Here is a 22348-nt window from a genome sequence, read left to right on the forward strand (position 1 = left end):
GCTCAGTTGCCGGTCGCCGCGACCGCTTGCGCGATGAGCGTCAGATAGAGCGTGAGGATGAACAGGACCGCGGGGATGACCGGGTAATCCTCGTCGGTCGAGCGCAGGTAGCGCCGGGCGCCCGCAATCGGAATCACGGTCAGCGCCAGCGGGATCCAGCCGATGACCGCCGCTACGCCGTGGAATTCCCAGGGCTTCGCCACGGCGATCTCGCTGATAGCCGCGGCCGCAGCGCACAGCAAGCCCGCGGCGGTGCTACCGGTGGAGCCCAGGGCGTTGGAGTAGTACATCTCCCCCGGTCGGATGATTCGGGACGTCTTGCGGGCGAATTCGAATTGCAGGAAGGCACCGGCGAAGACGATCGCGACCCAGGCGACCCGGGCGTGCGCGGACGCCTCGCCGGTGTCGATGGCCGAGAGGATGACGTAGGCGGTGACCAGGAGCTGGACCGGGTAGGTCACCAGCAGGTTCAGCAGGATGCTGGTGCGGACTGTCGCTGAGAGTTGTTCCAGCCCCCACAGGATCAGGCCGTAGGCGAGGACCGCTGTGATGGCGAGAGCAGAACGCAGCGACAGCGCCAGGCTCCCCGCGATCGAGACGACCGCGATGAGGGCCATGGCGCCGCGCAATTCGAGCGCGCTGATCGCGCCGGTGACCAGCGGGCGGTCGGGGTTGTGGATGCGGTCGTAGTCGAGGTCCTTCTGTTCGTCGACCATGCGCAGGTAGAGCAGGACGATGGCGACGATCGCGATCCGGGCGGCCGTCGCGCCGGTAGGGTGCCAGCCGGTCTGCGGTCGGGTCAACAGGGCCGCGGTGCCTTCGAGCGCGAAAACCCACAGGATGCCGTACAGCAGGTAGTGGGGCTTGTACATCACGCGGGTGAAGTGTGCAATACGGCCGACCGAGGTGAAAACACCGGCGCTGGAATGCTTTTCAGCAAGATCGGTCATCCCGCCGCGCCCTCCCCCGCCGGTGTGGCCGCGGGCTTCGCCCAGCCGTCCCATCCGGTCAGCTCGGCGGCGGGCGTGCGCCGCACCGAGGTGTCCGAGCCGGGCAGCAGGTGGGCCACGGGGAGCATCGCCACCTGGGTGACCTCATCGAACGGGATGCCGAGCAGGTCGGCGACCTCGCGTTCGTAGGCGAGGTGCGCGGTGGTCAGCGTCGAACCCAAACCCCGTGCGCGCAAAGCCAATTGCAGATTCCAGACGGCTGGATAGATCGAGCCGTAGAAGCTCGCCAGCCGAAGAGCCGACGCCTCGGCGGGTGGGCGGCCCAGTGAGCACACCAGGATCAGCGCGGGCACCTCGGCCAGGTTGTCGGCCAGGAACTGACCCGAGGACAGGTCGGCCAGCTGATCCGGGCGGGGTGTGCGGCCGGAAAGGTTGGCGGCGAAGCCTTTCCGGTAGTACTCGCCGATGCTCGCCTTGAGCTCGACATCGCGGACGACGACGAAACGCCAGGGCTGGCGGTTGGAGCCGCTGGGTGCGTGGACCGCGATCTCCAGGCATTCCCGGATATCCCGGTTGTCCACCGGCCGCCGCAGGTCCAGGCGTCGCCGGACCGCGCGAGTGCCGGTCAGCAGGTCCGTGTTCACGAGCGGGTGTCCTCCGAAGCTGGTGCGGCCCGGTCGAATTCGAGATCCACCCGGGCGGCCACGCCACCCGCCTGGCGGATCTCGCAGTGCACGACGGTGGCGTCGACGCCGGATTCGGTGCGCTCCGCGACGCACACGGCCGGCAGGTCGAGCTCGACGAACTGGTCGAAAGCGCTGGTCACACTGACCAATCGGAGCGGCCCGACAGCGGTCAACGCGGTCTGCCTGCACGCCTCGATGAGGAGGTTGCCGGGCACGTGGTCGAGCTGATGGTCGAACAGGATCGGATGGGTGGTGTCGGCGACGACCGCGGCGCGTGCCCGGCTCTCGGTGACTTCCGGGACGCCGATCACCACGTTGCGCGGATTCTCCCGCCCGACCAGCGCCGCCGCGGCGCGCGGCCCCGCCGAGGCGGGCGTCTCGAACGGACCCAGCCCCAAGTGTTTCCGGTATCCGGCGCGAATCGCGGACCAGTGGCGCGGAGCGACCCAGGAGAACGATCCGTCCACCGTTCCCATCGCGACACCGCCGCTGGCGATGTCGAGGACGAGGTCCAATCCTTCCAGCAGCTCACCGCGCCGATGCTCGCGCAGCGCCCGCACCCGCAGCTCCAGATCGGCCGGTGCTCCCCCGATTTCCCAAGCGCCGCTGTCGATTCCGCTGCCGTTGAACGTCCGCACCAGGAACGCCCGATCGGTGGGCACGTCGTAGAACTCGTGCGTCACCGCGATGGACGCCTGCCGGGCCGCCTCCATGACCGCGATCAGGTCGTGATGCTCGCCCAGCGCCCCGGCGTGATCGCCGTAATGCCCGTGCATGCGCGGCAATTGGGCTCCGACGACGAAACTGTCGGCCGTCTCGGCCTCGAGCGAGGTGACGAAGACCTCCGCGACCGCGTGCCGGTGCGCGAGCGCGCGCGGAATGGTGCGGACATGGGTGGCGCGGGCCGCGCCGGGCCGGGCGGCCGCGGTACCGCGCACGGGTTGTGTGGTTGTCACGGTCTTGCCTCCAGCCAATCGGTCGCGCCCACGGGCCGCAGCGTCTGCGATCCGGTCCCGGTGCGCATGGGAAGTACGTAGGAACCCAGCACGATGACCGACCAGGCGTCGAGCGCGAGACCGCTGGACCACGCCACGTCCAGCAGTGCGGCCTGCGCGGCGTCGGAACCGGGTTCGGCGGTCACCATCCGCTCGTCGAGGGACTTCAGCGCCGCCGAGTCCAAGTCGGCGCACAGCCGGGCGACCGCCTCGCCCCGATCGAAGCTGCGGGCCGGGGCCTGGTCGTAGAGGTCGCGGGCGAGCGCGGCGGCCTCGGCACTGCGGTCCCGGCCTTCGAGGGCGCGAGCGATGACCCGCGACCGGGTGTCCTCGTCGAAGTAGATCGCGAGCTCGCGCAGCACATCGGCCGGATCGTCGGGCGAGTGCACGAGATTGAGCAGATAGTTGTGCCGCCCCAGCAGATACCGCAGCTCCCCCGGCCGCCGCTTGCGCGGATCGGTGGCGCCCTTGGCCTCGGCCAGCCGCACCGGCGTCGGCAACTCGCCCACCGGTCCGCGCACCACCAGCACCAGCACGTCGGAGATGCCGACCAGCAGATCGGCCAGCCGCCGACGTTCGGCGGAGGCGATGTTCCAGGCGAAGTACCACAGCGCTCGCGCCACATGCCGATCCACGACCACCCGGTGGGCGTCCACGACCTGGAAGTCGTTGTCGGCCAGCCACGTCAGGGTCGGTTCGACCGCGCGGGCCACGATGGCGTCGGGTTTGAGCAGCAGCAGCGAATGCTCGCAGGCGAAGCGCTCGGCGTCGACACCGAGCCGTCCGGCCTGGTCGACGGTTTCGAGCAGATAGGTGTCACCGAGGTAGGCGTCGATCTTGGCCTTCGACGGTGTCAGCTCGCCGAGCAGGGTCCGCAGTTCGTCGTCGTTCATGCCCGCACTCCGGTTCCGCCGATGCCGTCGCGCGCCAGCATCTCCTCGATGGAGGGCAGTGGCGCGCCGAGATACCCGGACTCGAGGCAGTGGTCCAGCAGCAGCCGCAGGTAGTCCTTGCCGGTCCGCGGTCCCAGCCGGTCCAGCAGCCGATCGGCGGTGCTGGTGTCGAAGCTCAGGCGACGCTGGAAGTAGCTGGTGTAGAGGGACCCGATGCGCAGGTAGTACTCCCGCTCGATGGCATCGAGATCCTCTGGGCGGAAGGATGATTCGGGCACGAAGGTCGCCACCTCGAACGAGGGGTACTCGGCCAGCACGTCGGAGACCTCGCGCAGCGACAGCGTGTCGCGGCCCACCGCGTGCAGGGTGGCCCCGGCCACGCTGTCGAAATCGGTGACAGCCGCGGCGATCACGTCCGCGACGTGATCGACCGGCGCGAGCGCGAGCGTGGCGTCGTAGCGGCCGGGCAGCGTCCGCAGTTTGCCCTCGACCATGAGCTTCACGACGGTGTAGAGGTTCTTGTATTCGCGGATCGCGCCGTCGTTCAGCGCGCCGGTGACGATGCCCGGCCGCACGATCGCCCACCGCAGCCCGCGCTCCCCGCCGTCGCGGACCAGCTGCTCGGCGCGCAGTTTGCTCTGCTCGTAGCCGTTTCCGAAGCCCTGCCCCGCATCCAGCTCGTCCTCGCGGATGACGCCGTGCCGCATCCCGCACACGTAGGCGGTGCTCACGTGCACCAACGGCACGTCCCATGCGAGCGCCAGTTCCACCGCGTGCCGCGCGCCGCCCACATTGAGTTCGTCGTAGGTGTCGGGCAGGGCGTCGAAGGCCGTGGTGGCCGCGCAGTGCACGATCATGCCGACGCTCCCGGCGAGCTCGGCGGCGACGGCGGGATCGAGGCCGAACCCCGCCTTCCGGATGTCGCCGTGCACCCGCAGGTCCGGCTCGTAGGCCGTGCCGTCGTTGCGTCGAAGCTCCGAATTGTTATGCAGCACAGCCACGACGGCCCGCCCCGATGCGCTGAGCCGGGCGGCGACCTCCGCGCCGACCAGTCCGCTGGCCCCGGTGAGCAGCATCCGCTCGCTCATGCGCTCACCTCCAGGGCCCGGATGACCAGGTCGACGACCTGCCCCACCCGCAGCACCCCCATGAGTTGTTCGGGCCGGTAGCGCGGCAGGTCGAAGCCGCGTTCGAGCACGACGGTCAATTCCATCAAGCGCAGCGAGTCGAAGCCGAGGTCTTCGATCAGGCGCAGGTCGTCGCCGAGGTCCGCGGCGGGTCGCGGCGCCATGCCGCCGACGATCCGCCGGACCCGTTCGGCCACCGGGTTTTCGATGCTCATGACTGCTCGCTCTCTCGCAGGTGCGGCTGCTGGCCGCCGCTGGCCAGCAGGTCGCGGGCCTCGTCCAGGGGCAGGTCGGCGTCGAGATAGCCGGCCAGCCGCAGCCAGTCGTAGCCGAGGGTCAGGGTCCGCTGCCATTGCTCACGGGAGTCGAAGGAGGCCGGGAACTCCCGGGCCGCCCCGGCATCCGCGCTCAGGCGGCGCACCGTCGCGACGAAACCGTCGACACAGGCAAGATCGTCCAGAGCGTCGCCGCCGTTTCGCAGTGTCCGCGAGAACCGCACCTGGACAGCGGATTCCAGTGCCGAGAGCAACACTGTCCGATCCGGTGCATGCGCGGGCACCAGCCGCGCCACGGTGCCCACCGGATCCACATCCGCAGGCAGCGGATCGATGCCGTACGCACTCAACAGCACTCGCACACTCATCGCGATGAGCCGATGCGCCGCAATATCGGCAACCTCCCCCTGCCCGTCCTTCACCGCGCCCACCAGATCCTCGCGAGCGTTCTCCAGCACCACGTTCGACCACACCAGATTCAGCCCACACCCGATGAACCGCTGCGCCGGCATCGGCGACAGCGTCACGATCCCCTCCCCCCGCGCCGCCCCGGTGAGCCCCAATGCGGGCAACGCCACCGCCGGCACCGGCGTAAACGGCTGCACCGGCTTACACATGGCCAACGCCGGTTCCAGCACCTCCCCACCCCGCCACTGCAACCCGACGAACCCCAACCGCACGAACTCGGCCAGCTCCGCGCCTATCTCGTGCCCACTACGCGCCATGACATCCCGAACCGACTGCCGGAACACCACCGACCGCCACGCCCGCGCCCCCGCCTCGGACAACACGAAAACCTCGCCGTCCGACCGCAGTACGTGCAGCCGCCCGGCCAGCGGCCAGGTGGTCACCTGCGGACGGCGAGTGAAGATCAATGCGTGCGCATCGTCGGCGATACCATCGACACCCAGGTCCGCGGCCAGCTCCAACAGCGCGCCCCAGCGCTCCTCGCCCGCTTCGGAGCCCGGCGTCGGGGATTGCTCGCCGAACCCTGACCCCTGGCCGGGGTTCCTCGTCGCGTCGCCGAGTGACCCGCTGCCCGCGTCCTGGCCGTACGCTTTGGCCTCGGCTTCCCCCGTGGTACCAGCGTCCGGCGTGTGGATCGTGTCGACCGAGATCGCCTCCCCGCCGTTGCCCGTCCCCACGGCCCATGACTTTCGTTCGGGCGCAACCGATCCCGGCCCCGGGTTTCCGGCGTCGGCCGCGGCCGCCGGAGCTCCGGTTCGATCACGGCCGGAATCCGAGGTGGCAGAGGCATTGCCGGGCAGGAGCACGCTGGGATGGCGCGTGGTCGCCGCACCCGTGGTCTCCGCCTCCTGCCGTTCAGCAGCAGGAGTCGGTCCGGCACTGGCGGACACCGGTTCCGGCCCGAGCCCGGACGATTGGTTTGCTCGACCCGGCGCACCGATCAGTGCCCGGTAGCGGTCGGCCAGTGGATCCGGGCCGATCCGATCCAACTGCCGGGGTAGCCATTTCGTCTCGAGGTACGTCTCATCCCGGTGGGCGAGCCAGCCCTTCGTGGCCTGCAGGACACCGTCCTCGGCCCAGGCCAGCGCCTCGGCGTGGGCGCCGAAGGCGCGCAGGGCGATCGCGTAGCGCAGGGCGTGGCGGGCGCGTGCGGTCCACCATGTGGCGACGCGCACCGCGAAAGCGTCGTCGGTGATGAGGGCGCGCAGCTCGTACAGGTCGACGACCCCGGGTACGAGCACAGTGGCGCGCAGGAAGCGCTGGCACCGGTTCAGCACGTCTTCGTTCGGATCGGTGATGACCTGTTCGAACTGGCGTCGGATCTGGGCGACCGAGCGGGTCCGCACTTCGACGCGGCGTCCGTCGAGGAAAAGCACGGTCGGCAGCGTGGGGAGTTCGTCGCAACCCGGTGCGACCACCAGGAAATCGATGTCGGAGCCCGCGTTGCCGAAGCCTTCGGCCAGCGAGCCCTCGAAGAGCACGGCCGCGTCGGCCGGGACCGAGACCGCTTCCAGGGCCGCGTCGAGCAGCCGCTTCAGACGGTCCGCTGGAATCGCCGGGGTCCGTGCGGAAGCCTGCTCCTCGTCGTCGGGCGCATGGATCACCGCGCCCTCGAGCTTGCTGTCGCGCAACTGCTGCCACATGTGGCGGCGGCGGGGCTTGCCGCTCGAGGTGCGCCGGATGAGTCCGCGCGGGCCGGTGACGATGCGGACCAGCTGGGCGGGCCCGAGATGGCCGCGGATGATGGCCCGCGCCTGCGCGATCCAGTCCCCGGCGGCGGTCTCGGCGAACAGCACGACACCCTGCTGTCCGGCGTCGGAGAATCCGACCGCGGCGAGCTTGCCCTTGGTGAGCCCGGTTTCCTGGGCGACCCGGGATTCGATGTCCTCCATGAACACCGAGCGGCCGCGCACCTTGAGGCTGGTACCCATCCGGCCGAGCACGAAAACCTCACCGTCGTACAGGAATCCGGCGTCACCGGAGTACAGGCGGCCGTTCTCGATGCGCGTGGAGGCGGTCGCGCTCGGTGTCCCGGAGTAGCCCAGCGCCACCGAATCGCCGGTCACCACCATCTCGCCGAGCACCCCGTCGGGCAGCTCCCGGCCCTCGTCGTCGACGACGGTCACGGTGGATTCGGGCGTCGAGAAGCCCAGTCCGGTGATCCACCCCGCCCCCTCGACCCGGTGGCTGTCGTCGAGAATCGCCTCCTCGAGCACCGGAACCGGTTCGCCGAACCGCAGATTCGGATTGTCCAGGCGCAGCGCGGTGATGGGCCGTCGCGTCGGCGAGGAGGTCACCATCAGCGTCGCCTCGGCCAGCCCGTAGGCGAGGGTGAACGCGCCCATCGAGAAGCCCTGCGGCCCGGTCAGTTTCGCGAACGCCTGCAGGTCGGCGACCTCGACCGGTTCGGACCCGATGGCCAGCGTGCGCCATCCGGACAGATCCAGGTCGGCGATGTCCTCGGGCCGCACCCGGTGCGCCACATATCCGAGCGCGAACGACGGCGAGGGCGCGTGCTGGGCCGTCGTCATGGCCCGCAGCCAGCGAATCGGGTCGCGCACGAACTGGTCCGGCCGCATCAGGTACAGGTCGGCCTGATTGGTGACACCCTGCAGGAATGCCCCGACCAGGCCCATGTCGTGGTACAGCGGCAGCCACGACACCATGGACTCGCCCGGCTGCCAGTCGATGAGCCGGGTGATCATGTCGATGTTGTTGGCCAGGTTGTGCCAGCTCACCCGCACGCCGCGCGGCGAGCCGGAGGAGCCCGAGGTGAACTGCAGCAGCGCCACTTCCGCCACCTCGGCGAGCTCCCGCGCGGCGGGCGCGGCGGGCAGCGCGGCGGCGTCGACCACCAGCGGCTCGTCGGCACGCCCAGCCGCGACGGCGGCGGCGCGCACGAACGTCTCGAACTCCGGCGACGTCACGACCAACTTCGGCCGCGCCTGCTCCAGGATGCCCGCGATGTGCGCCACGATCTGCTCGAGGTCACCGAACATCGGCGGCGCGACCGGCGTGAACACCCCGCCGCAGGCCCACACCGCGTAAAAGGCGGCGACGCACGGGAATCCGGTGGGCATGATGACGCAGGCGCCGTCGCCGCTGTCGAGCCCGTTCGCGCGCAGCAGCCCGGTGATGGACCACACCTGGTCGGCCAGTTCGCGATAGCTGCGGTACGCCCAGCCCTCACCCTCGTCGGCGAGGTGGATGCCGGTGTCCCCGGAGGGGGAGATCAGCCAATGCCGGACGGCCGCTTCGTCGTTCGCAGGGTCGATCACAGGTCTCCTTCGGGAAGCACGGTGACGGTGCCGGCGGCCCCATCGACTCGGATGCGCATGCCGGTGCGCAGTTGGCGGGTCACCTCGGGTAGCTGGACCACGGTCGGCACGCCCAGCTCGCGCGCCACGATGGCCACGTGGGTGAGCGGACTGCCGCGCTCGATGACCAGGGCCGACGCCGACGGCAGCGCGGCCACCCAGCCCGGATCGGTGCGATAGGCGATGAGAATGCCGCCCGCGACATCGCGGGGCTCGTCCACCACGACGGCGAGACCCTCGACAATGCCTGCGGCCGAAGGGGTTCCGGCCAGCACCGTCCCCGGGGTGGCGGCCTCGGTGGCGGTGACCGGCACCCAGCCCTGCGCGGCCAGCTCCGCGTTGCCCAGCCGAGGTCCGACGGTGCGGAACCGGGCGGGCGCGACCAGGGTGGAGTCCTTGGCGCGCAGCGACTTCCGGCCCGCCACCGCCTCGCGCAGGTCTGCGGTGTCCGCGCCTTCGTAGCAGCCGCGCAGCTCCTGCACGGTCAGCTGGAACACGTCCTCGAACTCGTCGACGATGCCGCGGGCCGCCAGGTCGCGCCCCATGACCCGGATCATGCGCTTCACCATGCCGAAGGCCCGGGTCCGGCAGAAGCGCAACCGTTCCCGATGCGCGGCGCACCGGTTGACCTTGGCGCGCAGTCGCTCATAGACGCGGCGGCGCACGCCGTGTCCGAGGTGCTCGTCGAGGTAGGCGTCGGCTTCCGCGCCGCGATCGGCGGTCACGGTGTCGCCGACCCGGCCGACGGCGCTGCGCAGCATGACGAACAGGTTGGCCGGATGCTCCCGCAGGTCGGGGGTTTCCAGCTTCAGCTCGTCGAGGCTGCGGTAGCCGTAGCGGTCGAGGTAGTCGTCGAGCGCCGCGAGGAACCCGGTGCGTCCCGATGCTCGCAGCGCATCGTGAATCTCTTCCGGCGCAGTGGAATTGAGGAGCTCGTTGAGCTCCGGATCGGCGCGCACCGTGCGCGCCAGCTCGGTCATCGCCCGCGCGGGTTCGGCCGATTCCACGTCCGCGCCCGGCCCGACCACCGCGTAGAGGAACCATTCCGGGGCCTTGGGCAGGAACAGCCTGGTGAGCAGGAACATCAGTCCGGTGGTGGTCAGCAGGATGGCGTCGAGCACCATGAGCGGACCCCAGCGCTCCACCAGATCGCGATCCACCGTGCGGTAGGCGCGATAGGCTTCCTCGCCGGTCAGCGTGGTGTAGTCGAGCGTGTCGTATTCGTCGTAGACGCGGTAGAACTCCGCCGCGAACCGTTCCATCATCTCGTCGATGCCGAACAGCCGCCGGATGTAGACGGCCGTGGTCACCGCCCGCGATCGCAGTCGCGCCGCCGGGCTGTCGAATTCGAAGGGGCGCAGGGTCTTCGCGATGTCATCGGGCAGTGGTTCGGCCACGCCGAGCGCCGCCTCCAGCACCCGCCGGTTGAGCGGATACCCGGGCGCGATGCCGACCATGCGGTACCAGTGCAGCAGGTTGTAGTACACGCGGCCGTGGAATGCGCCCAGCAGCACCGGAGTCCACGCGTCGGTCTGGCGCAGCTGGCGCGGCGGTACCCGCAGCGAGGCCGCGTAACCGCGATACACCCGGCCGTAGATGTCGGCGGCGGTGGTGAAGGTCAGCGGCGAGGTGATGCCGCTGAAGCTCTCGATGATGTTGGAATTGTCCCAGATGCGCGCCTCGTGCGGGCCGACCCGCTCACCCGCGCCCCGCAGTTCGACCGATCGCGTCGAGGCGGTAGCGGTGATCGGGCGGGTCTGCAGCAGCCACACGCCGGTGTCGTCGATGGCCCATTCGATGTCCTGCGCGGCGCCGCTGCCGATTTCGATCTTCCGGGCGAGCTCGACCAGCTCGGCGACCTCGGCGTCCGCCAGCACCCGTAGGCCGCGCTGCTCGCTGTCCACCTCGGTGGTCACACAGCCCTGCCCGGCACCGGCATCGACTCGAATATCCTTGTCCCCCAGCGTGATATCCAGCAGCTCCCCGGTGTCCTTGTCGAGGATCAGCGAGTCGGCGTCGACCGCCCCCGACACCAGCCCCTCCCCCAGTCCGTAGACGGCGCTGATCACGAGTTCGTCGGCCGCGCCGGTCATCGGATTCCGTGTGAACACCACACCACTCGATCGCGCGACGATCAATCGCTGCAACACCACCGCCGGTGCGAAGCCGCGAGAAATGCCGTGTGCGTATGCGTATCGCACCGCACGCTCGGAGAACGCCGACACCCAGCAGTCTCGCACCCGTTCGGCCGCCGCCTCGACCCCGCGCACATTGAGATGGGAGTCGAACTGCCCGGCGAAGGACTGCTCGACCCCGTCCTCGGCCGACATCGACGACCGCACCGCGATCGCGCCCGGCCCCAACCGCTCCCACGCCTCGGCGATCAGCGCCACGGCCTCCTCGGACAGCTCCGCCGCCGCCAGTTCGGCGCGCAGCTGTCCGGCCCGCGCCACCGCCGCCTCGACGTCCTCGAGCGCCGCGAACTCCCGCAACCCCGCGCTCAGTCCCGCCCCCTCGGCGAACCCCTCGAAGACCTCCGCCCCCAGGACCACCCACTCCGGGACCCGCACCCCCAGTTCTCCCAGCGCGTACAACCCCCGCGCCTTCCCACCTCCACGCGCGGCGACATCCACCGAGTCCGACCAAGGGCCGAGCAATCGCACAACCTCTCCCATCCCCCTGAGGCCAGTCACATCCCAGCGGACGCCGGAGCAAGATCAGGGGTGCCATTCTGGATAATCCACCCCTCAAACGCGCACCAGCCCAAGCTTCTTGGGTCTGCAATACCCCGGCCCGGTCGTAGAGTATCTGCGGGACGAAACCTGCACGGCGGGAATCACAATTCGAGGGCCGCACGGTGTGACGTGGGAAAATCCGATGGGGAGCGGCTATTCCGGCGGCTGCCAGTTCAGTACCGAGTCCAGGCTCCGGAGCACGGCCGAGCTCGGCGAGAGACGGATCACCGTGTCGCGCACCGTGGTTGCGGGTGTCGAGGACCATTGCGCGACCGCGCCGATCAGCCGGGAGCGGCGCGCGATGCCCGCGGTGCGGGCCCGGCGCAGCCGATCGTAGGCCGCGAGCGCCTCGGGAACCGGGTCGTGCGCGAGGACGGCGGCGAGCGTCACCGCGTCCTCGATCGCTTGATTCGCGCCTTGCCCGAGATTCGGCGTCATGGCATGGGCGGCATCGCCGAGCAGGGCCACCCGGCCGCGCACGAAGCCGGCCAGGGGCGGCAGGTCGTAGATGTCGTGGTGCAGCACGCTCGTGGGGTCGACGTGAGCCAGGGTTTCGGGGATGGGTGACGGCCAGTTCGCGAATCGGGCCCGCACCTGCTCGAACTCACGATCGGGGTGCCGCTCGCCCTCGGGTGCGTCGGCGACGGCGAAGAGGTACGCGCAGCCGTCCGGCAGCGGGACGACGCCGAAACGCTCTCCGCGACCCCAGATTTCACCGCCCGGGGGCGCGAAGTCCAAGGGCCCGGTGATCATTCGCCATGCGGTGTATCCGGCATAGCGCGGACCCCGCGCCGCGGGCCACAATGCTTCCCGGACCACGCTGCGAATCCCGTCGGCGCCGATGACCAGATCCGCCTCGGACACACCCTCGCCGTGGGTGATTTTCACGCTGGACCCGAGGTTCTCGACTCCGACCACGGTCACACCCAGGCGTAGCGTGCCCTCCGGCAGCGCCGCGGACAGGATGGCGAACAGATCGGTCCGCCGGATCGCGATGAGCGGCCCGTAGCGCCGCGCCATCTCCACGGTGTCGGTCTTCGACAGCCACCGCCCGCTCCGGTCGCGAATGCCACCTTCGGCCTCCATCAGCCCGGCTGCCCGGACCGCGGCGCCGACGCCGAGCGCATCCAATGCCCGAATACCGTTGGCCCACAGTGAGATACCCGAGCCGACCTCGCCGATCTCACTCGCCCGCTCCAGCACCTCGACCCGCCAGCCGCGGCGAATCAGTGCGATAGCGGCGGCCAGCCCGCCGATGCCGCCGCCGACCACGATCGCTTTCCCGGATCCGTTCACAACCCCTCCACTACAGCCGTAGTAACCGTCGACTACAGTCGTAGTACCACCCGGCAATGAAAGGGAAGCCATGGTGACCGACACCGCAGATCGCCGCACCCGCCTGGCCGACGCCGCCATCGAAACCCTCGCCGAATCGGGCATGCGCGGCCTGACCCACCGCTCGGTCGATCAAGCGGCGGGCCTGCCGGAAGGCTCCTGCTCCAACTACTTCCGCACCCGCGAATCCCTCCTCGAAGCAGCCGTCGACCGCCTCGCCGAACGCGACCTCACCGAACTGGCCACCCGTCCCCTCGACGCCACCGACCCGGACGAGGTGGCCCGCATACTCACCGACCTGATCGCCAAATGGACCACCATCGACCGAGTCCGCATGCTCGCCCGCTATGAACTCGCCCTGGAATCCACTCGCCGCCCCAAACTCCGAAAAGCCCTCACCGACACCGGCCTCCGCTTCCGCGCCATGGCCACCGACCTCCTGTCCGGCCTCGGCATCGACGACCCCCAATCCCACGCCCACCCCTTCGTCGCCTGCCTCGACGGCTTCATCTTCGATCGCCTCGCCGGCGCGGGCGACCCCGACACCCACCAGATCTACGAGACCCTGCGAATCCTGCTGCGCGGCTACCTGGCACCGTGAACCGCCACCGGTCAGCGTTTTCGATACCTGGCCGCCCCTGCGGCGAGCGACGCTCCGCACATCATCCATTCGAAGGCTCCGGTCGACGGCCCCGGCAGCATTCCGCCAGTTGCACACCGCCGATGAGGTCGTAGAGGGTCTCGCCTTCGTACATGAGGTGGTCGGCGTTGAAGTGGTTCACACTTCGCCGTCAGGGCGAGGTCGAGATAGGACTGCCCCGGGATCGGGTGGTATCGCCAGTCGGGGATGGCGCCGATCGAGCCCATCGCCGACGCCCGATTACGGCACCACCTGCTCACCGGATCGCCAGAGGACCCCCAGGCCAGAATGCGCTTCTCCGCAGTATTCGGCGCACTCATCTCCTTATTCGTGGAATGGACCGAAGACAGCCTGGCGCCGACCGTGACGCGTTCGTCCGCCACGCCTGCGAGGTAACGACCCAACTCATCACAACCCGCTGCTCCGGCGACACCCCGCCCCTGAGGCTCAAACGTGCACCGAGCCACCGGAATTGGCAGCAAACCGCCTTCCGACAGCGAATTGTGCACGGATAAGCCCACCGCGCCGAACTCGGCCGTGCACTACTTCACAGCCGGGCCGGGCTGCCCGGTCGCGGCAGCCCGAACCTGTCGGTGGGGCCCCATACCATGGAAGCATCGCAGGATCGGCCGCACAGGCCGAGAACGCAGGGGCGCAAGCAAATTCGAATGGGGAGGGTCAATCATGTTCACGGTCTTGCTCGTTGCGTGGGGAGCCCTCCTGGCAACCACCGTCCTCGGCTGGGAGATCACCGCAGGAATCTCGCTCCGCGCTTACCGCGCGTCCGAATCCTGCACCATCGGGGACGGCATGCCGACCAAAAGGCTCTGGGAACTTCGCGATCGCGGGAAGCGCTACGCCCGAATCTCGACCTGGTGCGGCGCAGCATGCCTGGCGACCTTTGTTTCCGCCTTTGCCACCCTGCTGGTCGCGGTCATCGCCTGATCTGAAGGACGGCAGACGGCTGTGCGGGACAGCCCAGCCAGCTTTCGTTCGCGGCAGCGGTGTTACTTGAGTCCCGAGCGGACGAAGGCGTTCACGATGTGGCGCTGCAGGACGAGGTAGAGCAGTAGGACCGGGAGGCAGGCCAGACCTGCGACCGCCATCATCGGACCCCACTGGTCGCCCTCGGTGCCCATGAAGCTGCGCAGGCCCAGTTGGAGGACGCCGTTGGAGCGGCGGAGGACGACTGCGGGCCAGAAGTATTCGTTCCAGGCGTTGATGAACAGCAAGATTGCCAAGGCGGCCAGGGCCGGGCGCAGGTTGGGAACTACGACTGTCCACAGGATGGACCAGCTGCCGCGGCCGTCTATGCGGGCGGCGGCGACCAGTTCCTTGGGGAAGGCGGCCATGTGCTGGCGGAGCAGCAGGACCGCCAGCGCCGAGCACAGGGTGGGCAGGACCGCGCCGACGATGGTGTCGAGCAGGCCCAGGCGGGTCAGGAGAATGTAGTTGGGGAGCATGGTGACTTGGAAAGGCACCAGCCAGGTGCCGACGAAGGCCAGGTAGAGCAGGCGTTGGAAGCGGAAGGTGTACATGGCGAAGGCGTAGGCGGCCAGCAGCGCGATCAGCAACTGGGCCGTCGCCGAGAGTGCCGCCATCGCAAGGGTGTTCGCGATCAGGCCGGTGATATCGACCTGGCGGGCCGCGTCGGAGAAGTTGGTCAGCGAGAGCGGCCACGGCAGCGGCGAGAGCGAGCCGACGTCCGCGGGGCGGCGCAACGCGGTCGCGAAGAGCCAGTAGATGGGGAATACGCACACCAGGGCGGTGCCCGCCAGCAGCGCGTGGCCGCCGGCGGTCCGCAGCCGCTCGAACAGCGGTGACTCAATCATCGTGGAAGGCAACCTTTTCCGAGATCCAGACCAGGCCCGCGGCCAACGTGCCGAAGCCCGCGAACATCAGCACGCCCGCGGCGGCGCTCAGCCCGGCGTCGAAACTGTGGAAGGCGTACTCGTAGAGCAGGTAGTAGACGTTGGTGGTGGCCTGCGCGGGCCCACCCTGGGTCATGGTGTCGATGAGCGGGAATGTCAATGTAGGACTGAGCAATACGGTCATCAGTACCAGGAACAGCAGGGTCGGCGAGAGCAGCGGCAGGGTGATCCAGCGCCGGATCTGTGCCGTGCTCGCGCCGTCCACGCGCGCCGCCTCGTCGTAATCGCCGCTGATACCGGCCAACCCGGCCCACACCACGAGCACCGCGAAACCCAGCAGCTGCCAGCCGGTGACGCCGATGATCACCGCGTGCGCGGTCGTGGCGTCATAGACCCAGTTGCGCTGCGAGCCCAGCACACTGTCGACGAACCCGGTGCGCGGATGCAGCAGCCAACGCCACACCGCGGCCGCCGCCACCGGCGCGACCAGAAACGGCGCGAAGATCAACGCGTGATAGACGGTCCGCGCACGCTGCCCCACCCGGCGACTGGCCAGCGCGATGAGCACCGGCAGCCCGACCGTGAACGGCAGCAGCCCCGCCATCAGCACGCCGGTGCGCCGCACCGACGCCCAGAACGCCGGAAGATCCACCAGCCGTTCGTAATTCGCCGTCCCCACCCACCGCATCGGCGAGGTCGGCAGCAGATTCCACGAATAGGTGGACAGTTGCAGCGCCTGCGCCAGCGGCTGATAGGTCCACACCACCAGCAGGATCACCGCGGGCGCGAGATACAGGTAAGGGGCAGCGATCCGGCGCACGCTCCCCCACGCGGCGCGGCGCGCGGACGCCGCCGGTGCCGGAGCCAGCACCGGCGGCGCCTGTTGCGGTTCGACCGTGACGAACACCCGCTACCCGGCTTCCGCCGCGAGCGCCGAGAGCCGCTCCTGCACCTCGGTGTCGTCCTTGTCGTAGATCCGGTGCACCGGGATGGCGTCGACCGCGGTCGCGATGACGGTGTCCCCCAGCACGTCCAGGCGCGTGAAACCCGCACCGGCGAAAGCCTGCTGGCGTCCCGCCGGGGCCATGGCGTCGATGCGGTACGCCAGCGCCGGGCCCACCCACACCGGGATCCCGCCCAGCGCGGCGGCCGCGGTCATGTGGTTGTGGCCGCACAGGATCATCCGCACATCACTGCCCGCGAGCACCTCCGCCAGCCGGTCGGCGTCCTGCAGCTTGAGGAATTCCGCGGCCGGAATGGCCGACGGCAGCGGCGGGTGATGCAGCACCAGTAGCGTGCCGCGCTCGGCGGGCCGGGCCAATTCCTCAGCCAGCCAGGCCAATTGCTCGGATTCCAGCCGGCCGTCGTGGCGACCCGGCGTCGTGCTGTCCATGCCGATGACCCGCAATCCCCGCACGTCCAGCACCCGGTCGTGCGGCCGGGCGGTGTCCACGGCCTCGAGCCCGAGCAGTCCGGCGCCGAACGCCGCACGCTCGTCATGGTTTCCCATCACGTACAGCACCTGCGCGCCCAGCTCGGCGGCCACCGGCTCGACTGCCTCCCGCAACCGCCGATAAGCGTCGAGCGAGCCGTTGTCGGACAGGTCGCCGGACAGGATGAAGGCATCGATGCGCCGCCCGCCGCCGCGCAGCCGGTCGAGCACGCCCAGCAGCACGGCGTGGGTGTCCACCGCGTCGAGCACCTGCTCGCCCGCGGCGCGAAGGTGGGTGTCGGTGAGCTGCACCAGCGTCAGTTCGTTCATGACGCGGGCAGAAGTTTGGCGCCCTCGGTGCGGGCGGCGGTGAGCGTGGACTGGGCATCCTTGCCCTGGAACACGACCGACTCGACGGCGTCCATCATGCCGTCGCGGATCTGCAGATAATCGTTGCCCGGCATGGAAACCCACGGCTCCATGGTGGCCAGCTGCGCGATGTTAGGACTCAGCAACGGATTCTGGGAGGCCCACGCGGCCAGCACGCCCGGATCGGTCACCATCTCCGAACGCAGCGGCAGATAGCCGATGTTCTTGGCGATCTGCGCATAGGAGTCCTCACTGGTGAGGTACTTGATCAACTCCCAGGCGGCACGCTGCTTGGCCGGATCGCCGGTCAGGATATGCAGTCCCGCACCGGAATTGGTTGGCACCGGCGTCTTGTCGCCGAAGCGCGGCAGGGTGGTGGCCCGCAGATCCCACTTGTCCTTGGCCCCGGCCACGAACGTGCCCTGGATGGCGCTGGTCTCGAGGATCATGCCGATCTCGCCGCGCGCGAACGCCTCATAGCCCTGCTTCTGCGCCAGCTTGGGCATCGCGCCGGCGGTGACCAGATCCTGAGCCATCTTGACGGCCTCCACGCTGGGCGCGTCGGCGTAGGCCAGGGTGTGACGGTCCTCGGAGATGACGCGACCGCCGTTGGAGCGCACCAGGGATTGGAGGCACCAGTCCTTGGCGGACTTGGTCAGGCAGTCCAGATAGACCCCACCCTGCCCGGTCCTGGCATTGATCGCCTTGGCGTCCTCGGCCACCTGCTGCCAGGTCACCGGCGGCTTGGCCGGATCCAGTCCGGCGGCGGTGAACAGGCTCGCGTTGTAGTACAGCACCGGCGTGGAGAACACGAACGGGACGCCGTAGGTGTGGCCGTCCCAGTCGTCGAGAACGCGGGCGCGCGGGTGATAGTGGAAGCGCTGCCCGTCGAAGTTCGCCTGCACGGCCTGCTTGCCGAACAGCGCGTCCAGCGGCTTCGCGCCGAGCTGGTGGATGGTGAAATCCAGGTCGCTGAAACCCAATTGGGCCACATCCGGCGGATTGCCCGCCACGATCTGGTTCTGGATGCTGGAAATGGTGTCGCTGGCCGGGTTGGGGCTGTTGCCCTGCGGCTTCTGCGCGGTGACCTTGATATTGGGGAACTTCTTGGAGAAGTCGGCGATCAAGGCGTTGAAGGTATCGGTCCACGCACCCGCGAGACCGTAGTTGTAGGACTCGAAGACGATCGAGACCTTCTGGTCGGGGCCGAGTTCGGGGACCTGCGCGGCGGAGGTCGAGTCGGTGGCGGTGGTGCCGCCGAGCCCGCAGCTGGTGAGCGCGAGGCAGGCGGCGAACACCAGGCCCAGGACGGGCACGGTGCGTTTCACGGGTTTCTCCTCATCGAAAGGGTTGAAAGTTCAGGCGACGGACGCCGTCACGTCTTGGATGGCCGACTCATCCGGAGCGGCCGGGGTATCCGGGACGGCCACCTGGTCCGGAAGGGCCGGGGCGTCGGGTTCCCGCCAGCTCAGGCGCAGTCCAGAGGCCGGATCGAACAGGTGGATGTCGGCGGCGTCGGCGCGCAACGAGACCTCCTCGCCCACAGCGACTCCTGCGGGACGGGGCGCGCGCACGCACAGTTCCACCGCGCCCACGGACACGTGCACGAGCTCCTCGCTGCCCAGGTTCTCGACCATGGTCACGCGGCCGTGCGCGGTGGTGGTGGTCGGATCCAGCCGCAAACGTTCGGGGCGGACGCCCGCCAGCACCGCGGTCTCGGCCTCGGGTCCGCCGGGCAACCCGAGCGCCGCATCGATGCCATCGGCGCGCACCCGCAGCGTGCCCTCGTGCGAAATCACCTCCGCCGGGAACAGATTCATCGGAGGCGAACCGAGAAATCCCGCCACGAAGGCGGTGCGGGGCCGGTCGTAGAGTTCCTCGGGCGTGCCGACCTGCTCGACGCTGCCCGCATTGAGCAGCGCGATCCGGGTGGCCATGGTCATGGCCTCCACTTGATCGTGGGTGACGTACAGGAACGTCGCCCCCAGGCGCCGATGCAGGCCGATGAGCTCGGCCCGCGTGGCGCTGCGCAATTTCGCGTCCAGGTTCGACAGCGGCTCGTCCATGAGGAACGCGCCCGGATCACGAACCATGGCGCGCGCCAACGCGACTCGCTGCCGCTGCCCGCCCGAGAGCGCGGCCGGGCGGCGCTCGAGCAGCGCCGACAACTCCAACGTGCCCGCCACCTCGCGGACCCGCCGGGCGATCTCGGCGCGGGACCGGCGGCGGGCGCGCAGCGGGAAGCCGATGTTCTTCTCCACGCTCAGATGCGGATACAGCGCGTAGCTCTGGAACACCATGGCCAGATCCCGCCGCTGCGGGGCCTCGTCGGTGATGTCGTTGCCGCCCACCATGATTCGGCCCGAGCTGGGCTGTTCCAAGCCCGCGATCATGCGCAGCAGCGTGGATTTGCCGCACCCGCTGGGGCCCAGCAGGACCAGGAATTCACCGTCGGCGATGTCGAGGCTCACCTCGCGCACCGCGTAGTCGGCGCCGAATCGTTTCGACACCGCGTCGATCTGCAGCCGGGCCACGTCTCTCCTTCAGGCCGGCGCGGTGCCGGCGGTGATCCAATTCGCCACGCCGGCGGCGATGGCGGGCGCGTCCTTGACCCACAGGAAGTGGTCGCGATGGACGACGGCCGAGTTCTCGTCGATGTGCCAGCGCGTCACCGCCGCGGCAGGCATGCGCGAAACCAGGAAGTCCACATTGGATTTCGGGCCGAGCACGTCCTCGTCCAGCGAGATGACCAGCACCGGCAGCGCCATGGCGGCCAGCAGCGAGTTGTAGCGGCGCTTGGTGCCGCTGGGGCGGTAATAGCTGGTCAGCGAGTGCACCGACCAGTCGATCATGACACCGCCGGGCATGGGGGCCGGGATCAGCACGCCGCCGGGCCAGTGCCCGCGCAGCCGCGACACCAGGCCGATCCACTGGATCTGGCTCAGCGCCTCCCACCAGCGGCGCGGACCGAACGCCCACCAGAACACCGTGCCGGTGCCGATGACGGTGACACCCGCGATGCGGCCGGGTTCGGCGGCCGAGAACAGCAGGGCCAGTTGGCCGCCCAGGCTGTGACCGAACAGGTGGATCGGCGCGCCGGGGAAGCGCTGCTCGACGGCGGCCACCAGGGCGGGGAGATCGGTTTCGATCATCTCGCGGTAGCCGAAGTCGGTGTGCTCGCCCAGGGCGGGTGTGGCCTCGCCGTGGGCGCGCAGATCGCAGGTGGCCACCGAAAGACCCTGGACGTGCAGAGCTTTGGCGAGGGCGAAGTAGTTGCGCGCCTTCATCGCCATAGCGGGCAGGATCAGCACGACGGGGGCGTCGGACCGCTCGGCGGCCAGGAACCGCACGGTGAACGACACACCCTCGGCGGTCTCGACCTTGGTGGACTCCAGAGTGCTGAATTCCGAACGTGATTCGGGGGTAGCGGTGGTCATCACGCCTCGGTTCCGGCGATGGTCACATCGCACACGTAGTCGAAGGTGAACTTGGCGACCACCACGTCGTTGTCGTCGAGCAGCGAAGCCTTGCCCGAGAGTTCGAATCGACCGGACTCGACCGTGGCCAGGATGGGGGCCAGTTCGAGCTGATCAACGGTCGCCAGGGTGCGGATACGCCCCTGCGCCGGTTTGCGATACGAGGCGGTGCCGCCACGCAGCACCAGCCGCTCGACCGTGTACAGCCGTTCGGCGGCCGCGCCCACGAAGGCGCAGGCACCGGCGATGTCGGCGGCGGTGAACAGCGCGCCCGCGTGCACGGTGCCCATGTGATTGCGCACCTCCCCGACCGCCGGAATCTCCACCACCGCACGGTCGCGACCGATCTCGGTGACGAGCGTTCCGACGTGACGGCCGAACGGCACCAACTCCTGCGAGACGACCCGCAGGTATTCGTAATCAACAGCGGCGTAATCCAATTCAGGGTAGGCGGCCGCGAATCCGGCCAGAGTTCTCGTCATCTCGAGGTTTCCTTCAGAATTCGATGGGCGGTTCGGGGCGCGTGAGGTGTCGGTCCGCCACCGAGGCGGCCCGTAGTCGTCGGCGCGATCCTCGGATCGCGGTGGGGTCGCCTGCTCACCGCTGGTCCCGGCGCTCAGCGCGGGCCGCGCAGCACGCGGCGGGCGATCGACCAGCGCAGCACTTCGGACGGACCCTCGTAGATCCGGAAGGCCCTGGCCTCCACCAGGAATCGGGCCACCAGATGGTCCTCGCACACACCGAGGCCGCCGTGCAGCTGCACGGCGCGGTCCAGCACCCGCCACACCGCCTCGGAGACGAAGGTTTTCGCGACCGAGGTCTCGTGGCGGGCCTGCGGGGAGGCCGGACCGTGGACGTCCACGGTCTCGGCGACCGAGCGCACCAGGGCGCGGGCGGCGGCGATATCGATCTCGTTGTCGGCGACCAGGCCCTGGGCGATGCCGTGCTCGGCGATCGGCACGCCGAAAGCCGAACGGCCCGTGATGTGTTCGACGGTCAGCTGCTGCGCGCGCACGGCCAGCCCCAGCCAGTTCATGCAGAACACCAGCCGCGAGGGAGCGAGCCTGACCTGCGCCAGCTCCAAGCCGCGCCCGACCTCACCGAGCACGGCGGAATCGGGCACCTCGCAGTCGATGAATTCGACTTCGCAGTGGCCGCCGGGCGCGCTCGTGTGGTCCAGGGTCGGCATGCGGCGACCCACCCGCAGGCCCGGATTGTCCTGATCGACCAGGAACATGGTCGGGCCGTCCGAAGTCATGGCCACGCAGATGGTGAAGGCCGCGCCGTTCGCGCCGGTGGTGAAGTGCTTGGCGCCGTTGATGACCCAGCCGTCATCGGTCTCCTGGGCATTGGTGCGCAGCATGCGCGGATCCGAGCCCGCGCCCGGGGCCGGTTCGGTGAGCGCGATGGCCGAACGGACCTCGCCCGAGGCCAGCGGGGCCAGATAGCGTTCCTGCTGTTCGGAATTCGCCACGTGGGCCAGCAGGTGGATATTGCCGTCGTCCGGGGCCCACGCGTTGACCGCGAGCGGGCCGAGCAGGCTCGCGCCCGCGGCCTCGAGCACCTGCGCCTGACCGCGGGTGTCCAGCCCCAGACCGCCGTAGCGCGGATCCGACAGCGGGCCGAAGACACCGGCCTCCTTGGCCTTCTTCTGCAGATCCAGGCGCAGCGCGTCATCGGTGACGCGGCCGCCGGCCACCACCTCGCGCTCCACCGGGTACACATGCTCGGTCACGAATGCTCTGGTCCGTTCGACCAGTTCCGCCACAGCGCTCATGG

Annotated in this window: 19 protein-coding genes; 2 read left to right on the plus strand and 17 right to left on the minus strand. The window is 69.4% G+C overall.

All coding sequences use genetic code 11. The features are described from left to right. Positions 1-2: 2 nt before the first annotated feature. From GPX89_RS24710 to GPX89_RS24750, 9 genes are all read right to left on the minus strand, one after another. Positions 3-950 (minus strand): UbiA prenyltransferase family protein, encoded by a 948-nt coding sequence (locus tag GPX89_RS24710; protein ID WP_157390075.1) that lies wholly within the window; start codon positions 948-950, stop codon positions 3-5. Then, positions 947-1594, minus strand: a complete 648-nt coding sequence (locus GPX89_RS24715; RefSeq protein ID WP_328602278.1) for a nitroreductase family protein — start codon at positions 1592-1594, stop codon at positions 947-949. Before GPX89_RS24715 ends, GPX89_RS24710 begins: the two co-directional genes overlap by 4 nt. Beyond that, on the minus strand, positions 1591-2592 hold the full coding sequence (locus GPX89_RS24720) for a ScbA/BarX family gamma-butyrolactone biosynthesis protein (protein ID WP_328602279.1): 1002 nt from the start codon (positions 2590-2592) through the stop codon (positions 1591-1593). Before GPX89_RS24720 ends, GPX89_RS24715 begins: the two co-directional genes overlap by 4 nt. Then, positions 2589-3524: a nucleoside-diphosphate kinase gene (locus tag GPX89_RS24725; protein WP_157390077.1), complete on the minus strand. Its 936-nt coding sequence runs from the start codon at positions 3522-3524 to the stop codon at positions 2589-2591. The genes GPX89_RS24720 and GPX89_RS24725 overlap by 4 nt, the downstream gene beginning before the upstream one ends. Then, complete coding sequence (locus tag GPX89_RS24730) at positions 3521-4612, minus strand: SDR family oxidoreductase (protein WP_157390078.1); 1092 nt, start codon at positions 4610-4612, stop codon at positions 3521-3523. Before GPX89_RS24730 ends, GPX89_RS24725 begins: the two co-directional genes overlap by 4 nt. Beyond that, entirely contained in the window at positions 4609-4866 is a 258-nt protein-coding gene (locus GPX89_RS24735; protein WP_157390079.1) for an acyl carrier protein, read from the minus strand. Before GPX89_RS24735 ends, GPX89_RS24730 begins: the two co-directional genes overlap by 4 nt. Beyond that, positions 4863-8672, minus strand: coding sequence for an AMP-binding protein (locus tag GPX89_RS44780; protein ID WP_328602280.1), 3810 nt, complete (start codon positions 8670-8672; stop codon positions 4863-4865). The genes GPX89_RS24735 and GPX89_RS44780 overlap by 4 nt, the downstream gene beginning before the upstream one ends. Then, positions 8669-11386 (minus strand): phosphoenolpyruvate synthase, encoded by a 2718-nt coding sequence (locus GPX89_RS24745; protein ID WP_157390080.1) that lies wholly within the window; start codon positions 11384-11386, stop codon positions 8669-8671. Before GPX89_RS24745 ends, GPX89_RS44780 begins: the two co-directional genes overlap by 4 nt. 213 nt (positions 11387-11599) lie before the next feature. After that, the gene (locus GPX89_RS24750; RefSeq protein ID WP_328602281.1) at positions 11600-12742 is read right to left on the minus strand and encodes an FAD-dependent monooxygenase; all 1143 of its coding nucleotides are present in this window, start codon (positions 12740-12742) and stop codon (positions 11600-11602) included. Positions 12743-12815: 73 nt separating this feature from the next. Here GPX89_RS24750 and GPX89_RS24755 point away from each other — a divergent pair, with 73 nt between their 5' ends. Beyond that, positions 12816-13382, plus strand: coding sequence for a TetR/AcrR family transcriptional regulator (locus GPX89_RS24755; protein WP_157390082.1), 567 nt, complete (start codon positions 12816-12818; stop codon positions 13380-13382). A 723-nt stretch (positions 13383-14105) separates the two neighbouring features. After that, entirely contained in the window at positions 14106-14366 is a 261-nt protein-coding gene (locus GPX89_RS24760) for a hypothetical protein (protein ID WP_157390083.1), read from the plus strand. 62 nt (positions 14367-14428) lie between these two features. On the opposite strand, the gene GPX89_RS24765 is transcribed toward GPX89_RS24760, so the two are convergent. The 8 genes from GPX89_RS24765 to GPX89_RS24800 all read right to left on the minus strand — a co-directional run bounded on the left by GPX89_RS24765 (position 14429) and on the right by GPX89_RS24800 (position 22346). Next, the gene (locus tag GPX89_RS24765) at positions 14429-15253 is read right to left on the minus strand and encodes a carbohydrate ABC transporter permease (protein ID WP_157390084.1); all 825 of its coding nucleotides are present in this window, start codon (positions 15251-15253) and stop codon (positions 14429-14431) included. Next, positions 15246-16199, minus strand: coding sequence for a carbohydrate ABC transporter permease (locus GPX89_RS24770; RefSeq protein WP_407939485.1), 954 nt, complete (start codon positions 16197-16199; stop codon positions 15246-15248). Before GPX89_RS24770 ends, GPX89_RS24765 begins: the two co-directional genes overlap by 8 nt. A gap of 3 nt (positions 16200-16202) precedes the next feature. Further along, positions 16203-17054 carry a metallophosphoesterase gene (locus GPX89_RS24775; RefSeq protein WP_157390085.1) on the minus strand — a complete coding sequence of 284 codons (852 nt, stop codon included), beginning with the start codon at positions 17052-17054 and terminating at the stop codon, positions 16203-16205. Then, positions 17051-18421, minus strand: a complete 1371-nt coding sequence (locus GPX89_RS24780) for an ABC transporter substrate-binding protein (RefSeq protein WP_328602282.1) — start codon at positions 18419-18421, stop codon at positions 17051-17053. The genes GPX89_RS24775 and GPX89_RS24780 overlap by 4 nt, the downstream gene beginning before the upstream one ends. A 30-nt stretch (positions 18422-18451) precedes the next feature. Beyond that, positions 18452-19627 (minus strand): ABC transporter ATP-binding protein, encoded by a 1176-nt coding sequence (locus GPX89_RS24785; RefSeq protein ID WP_328602283.1) that lies wholly within the window; start codon positions 19625-19627, stop codon positions 18452-18454. A 9-nt stretch (positions 19628-19636) separates the two neighbouring features. Beyond that, entirely contained in the window at positions 19637-20530 is an 894-nt protein-coding gene (locus tag GPX89_RS24790) for an alpha/beta hydrolase family protein (RefSeq protein WP_157390086.1), read from the minus strand. Further along, positions 20530-21051, minus strand: coding sequence for a PaaI family thioesterase (locus GPX89_RS24795; RefSeq protein ID WP_157390087.1), 522 nt, complete (start codon positions 21049-21051; stop codon positions 20530-20532). The genes GPX89_RS24790 and GPX89_RS24795 overlap by 1 nt, the downstream gene beginning before the upstream one ends. 134 nt (positions 21052-21185) lie before the next feature. After that, complete coding sequence (locus GPX89_RS24800; protein ID WP_157390088.1) at positions 21186-22346, minus strand: acyl-CoA dehydrogenase family protein; 1161 nt, start codon at positions 22344-22346, stop codon at positions 21186-21188. Between the last annotated feature and the right edge of the window lie 2 nt (positions 22347-22348).

The organism is Nocardia terrae (assembly GCF_009760405.1).
Lineage (GTDB): Bacteria > Actinomycetota > Actinomycetes > Mycobacteriales > Mycobacteriaceae > Nocardia > Nocardia terrae.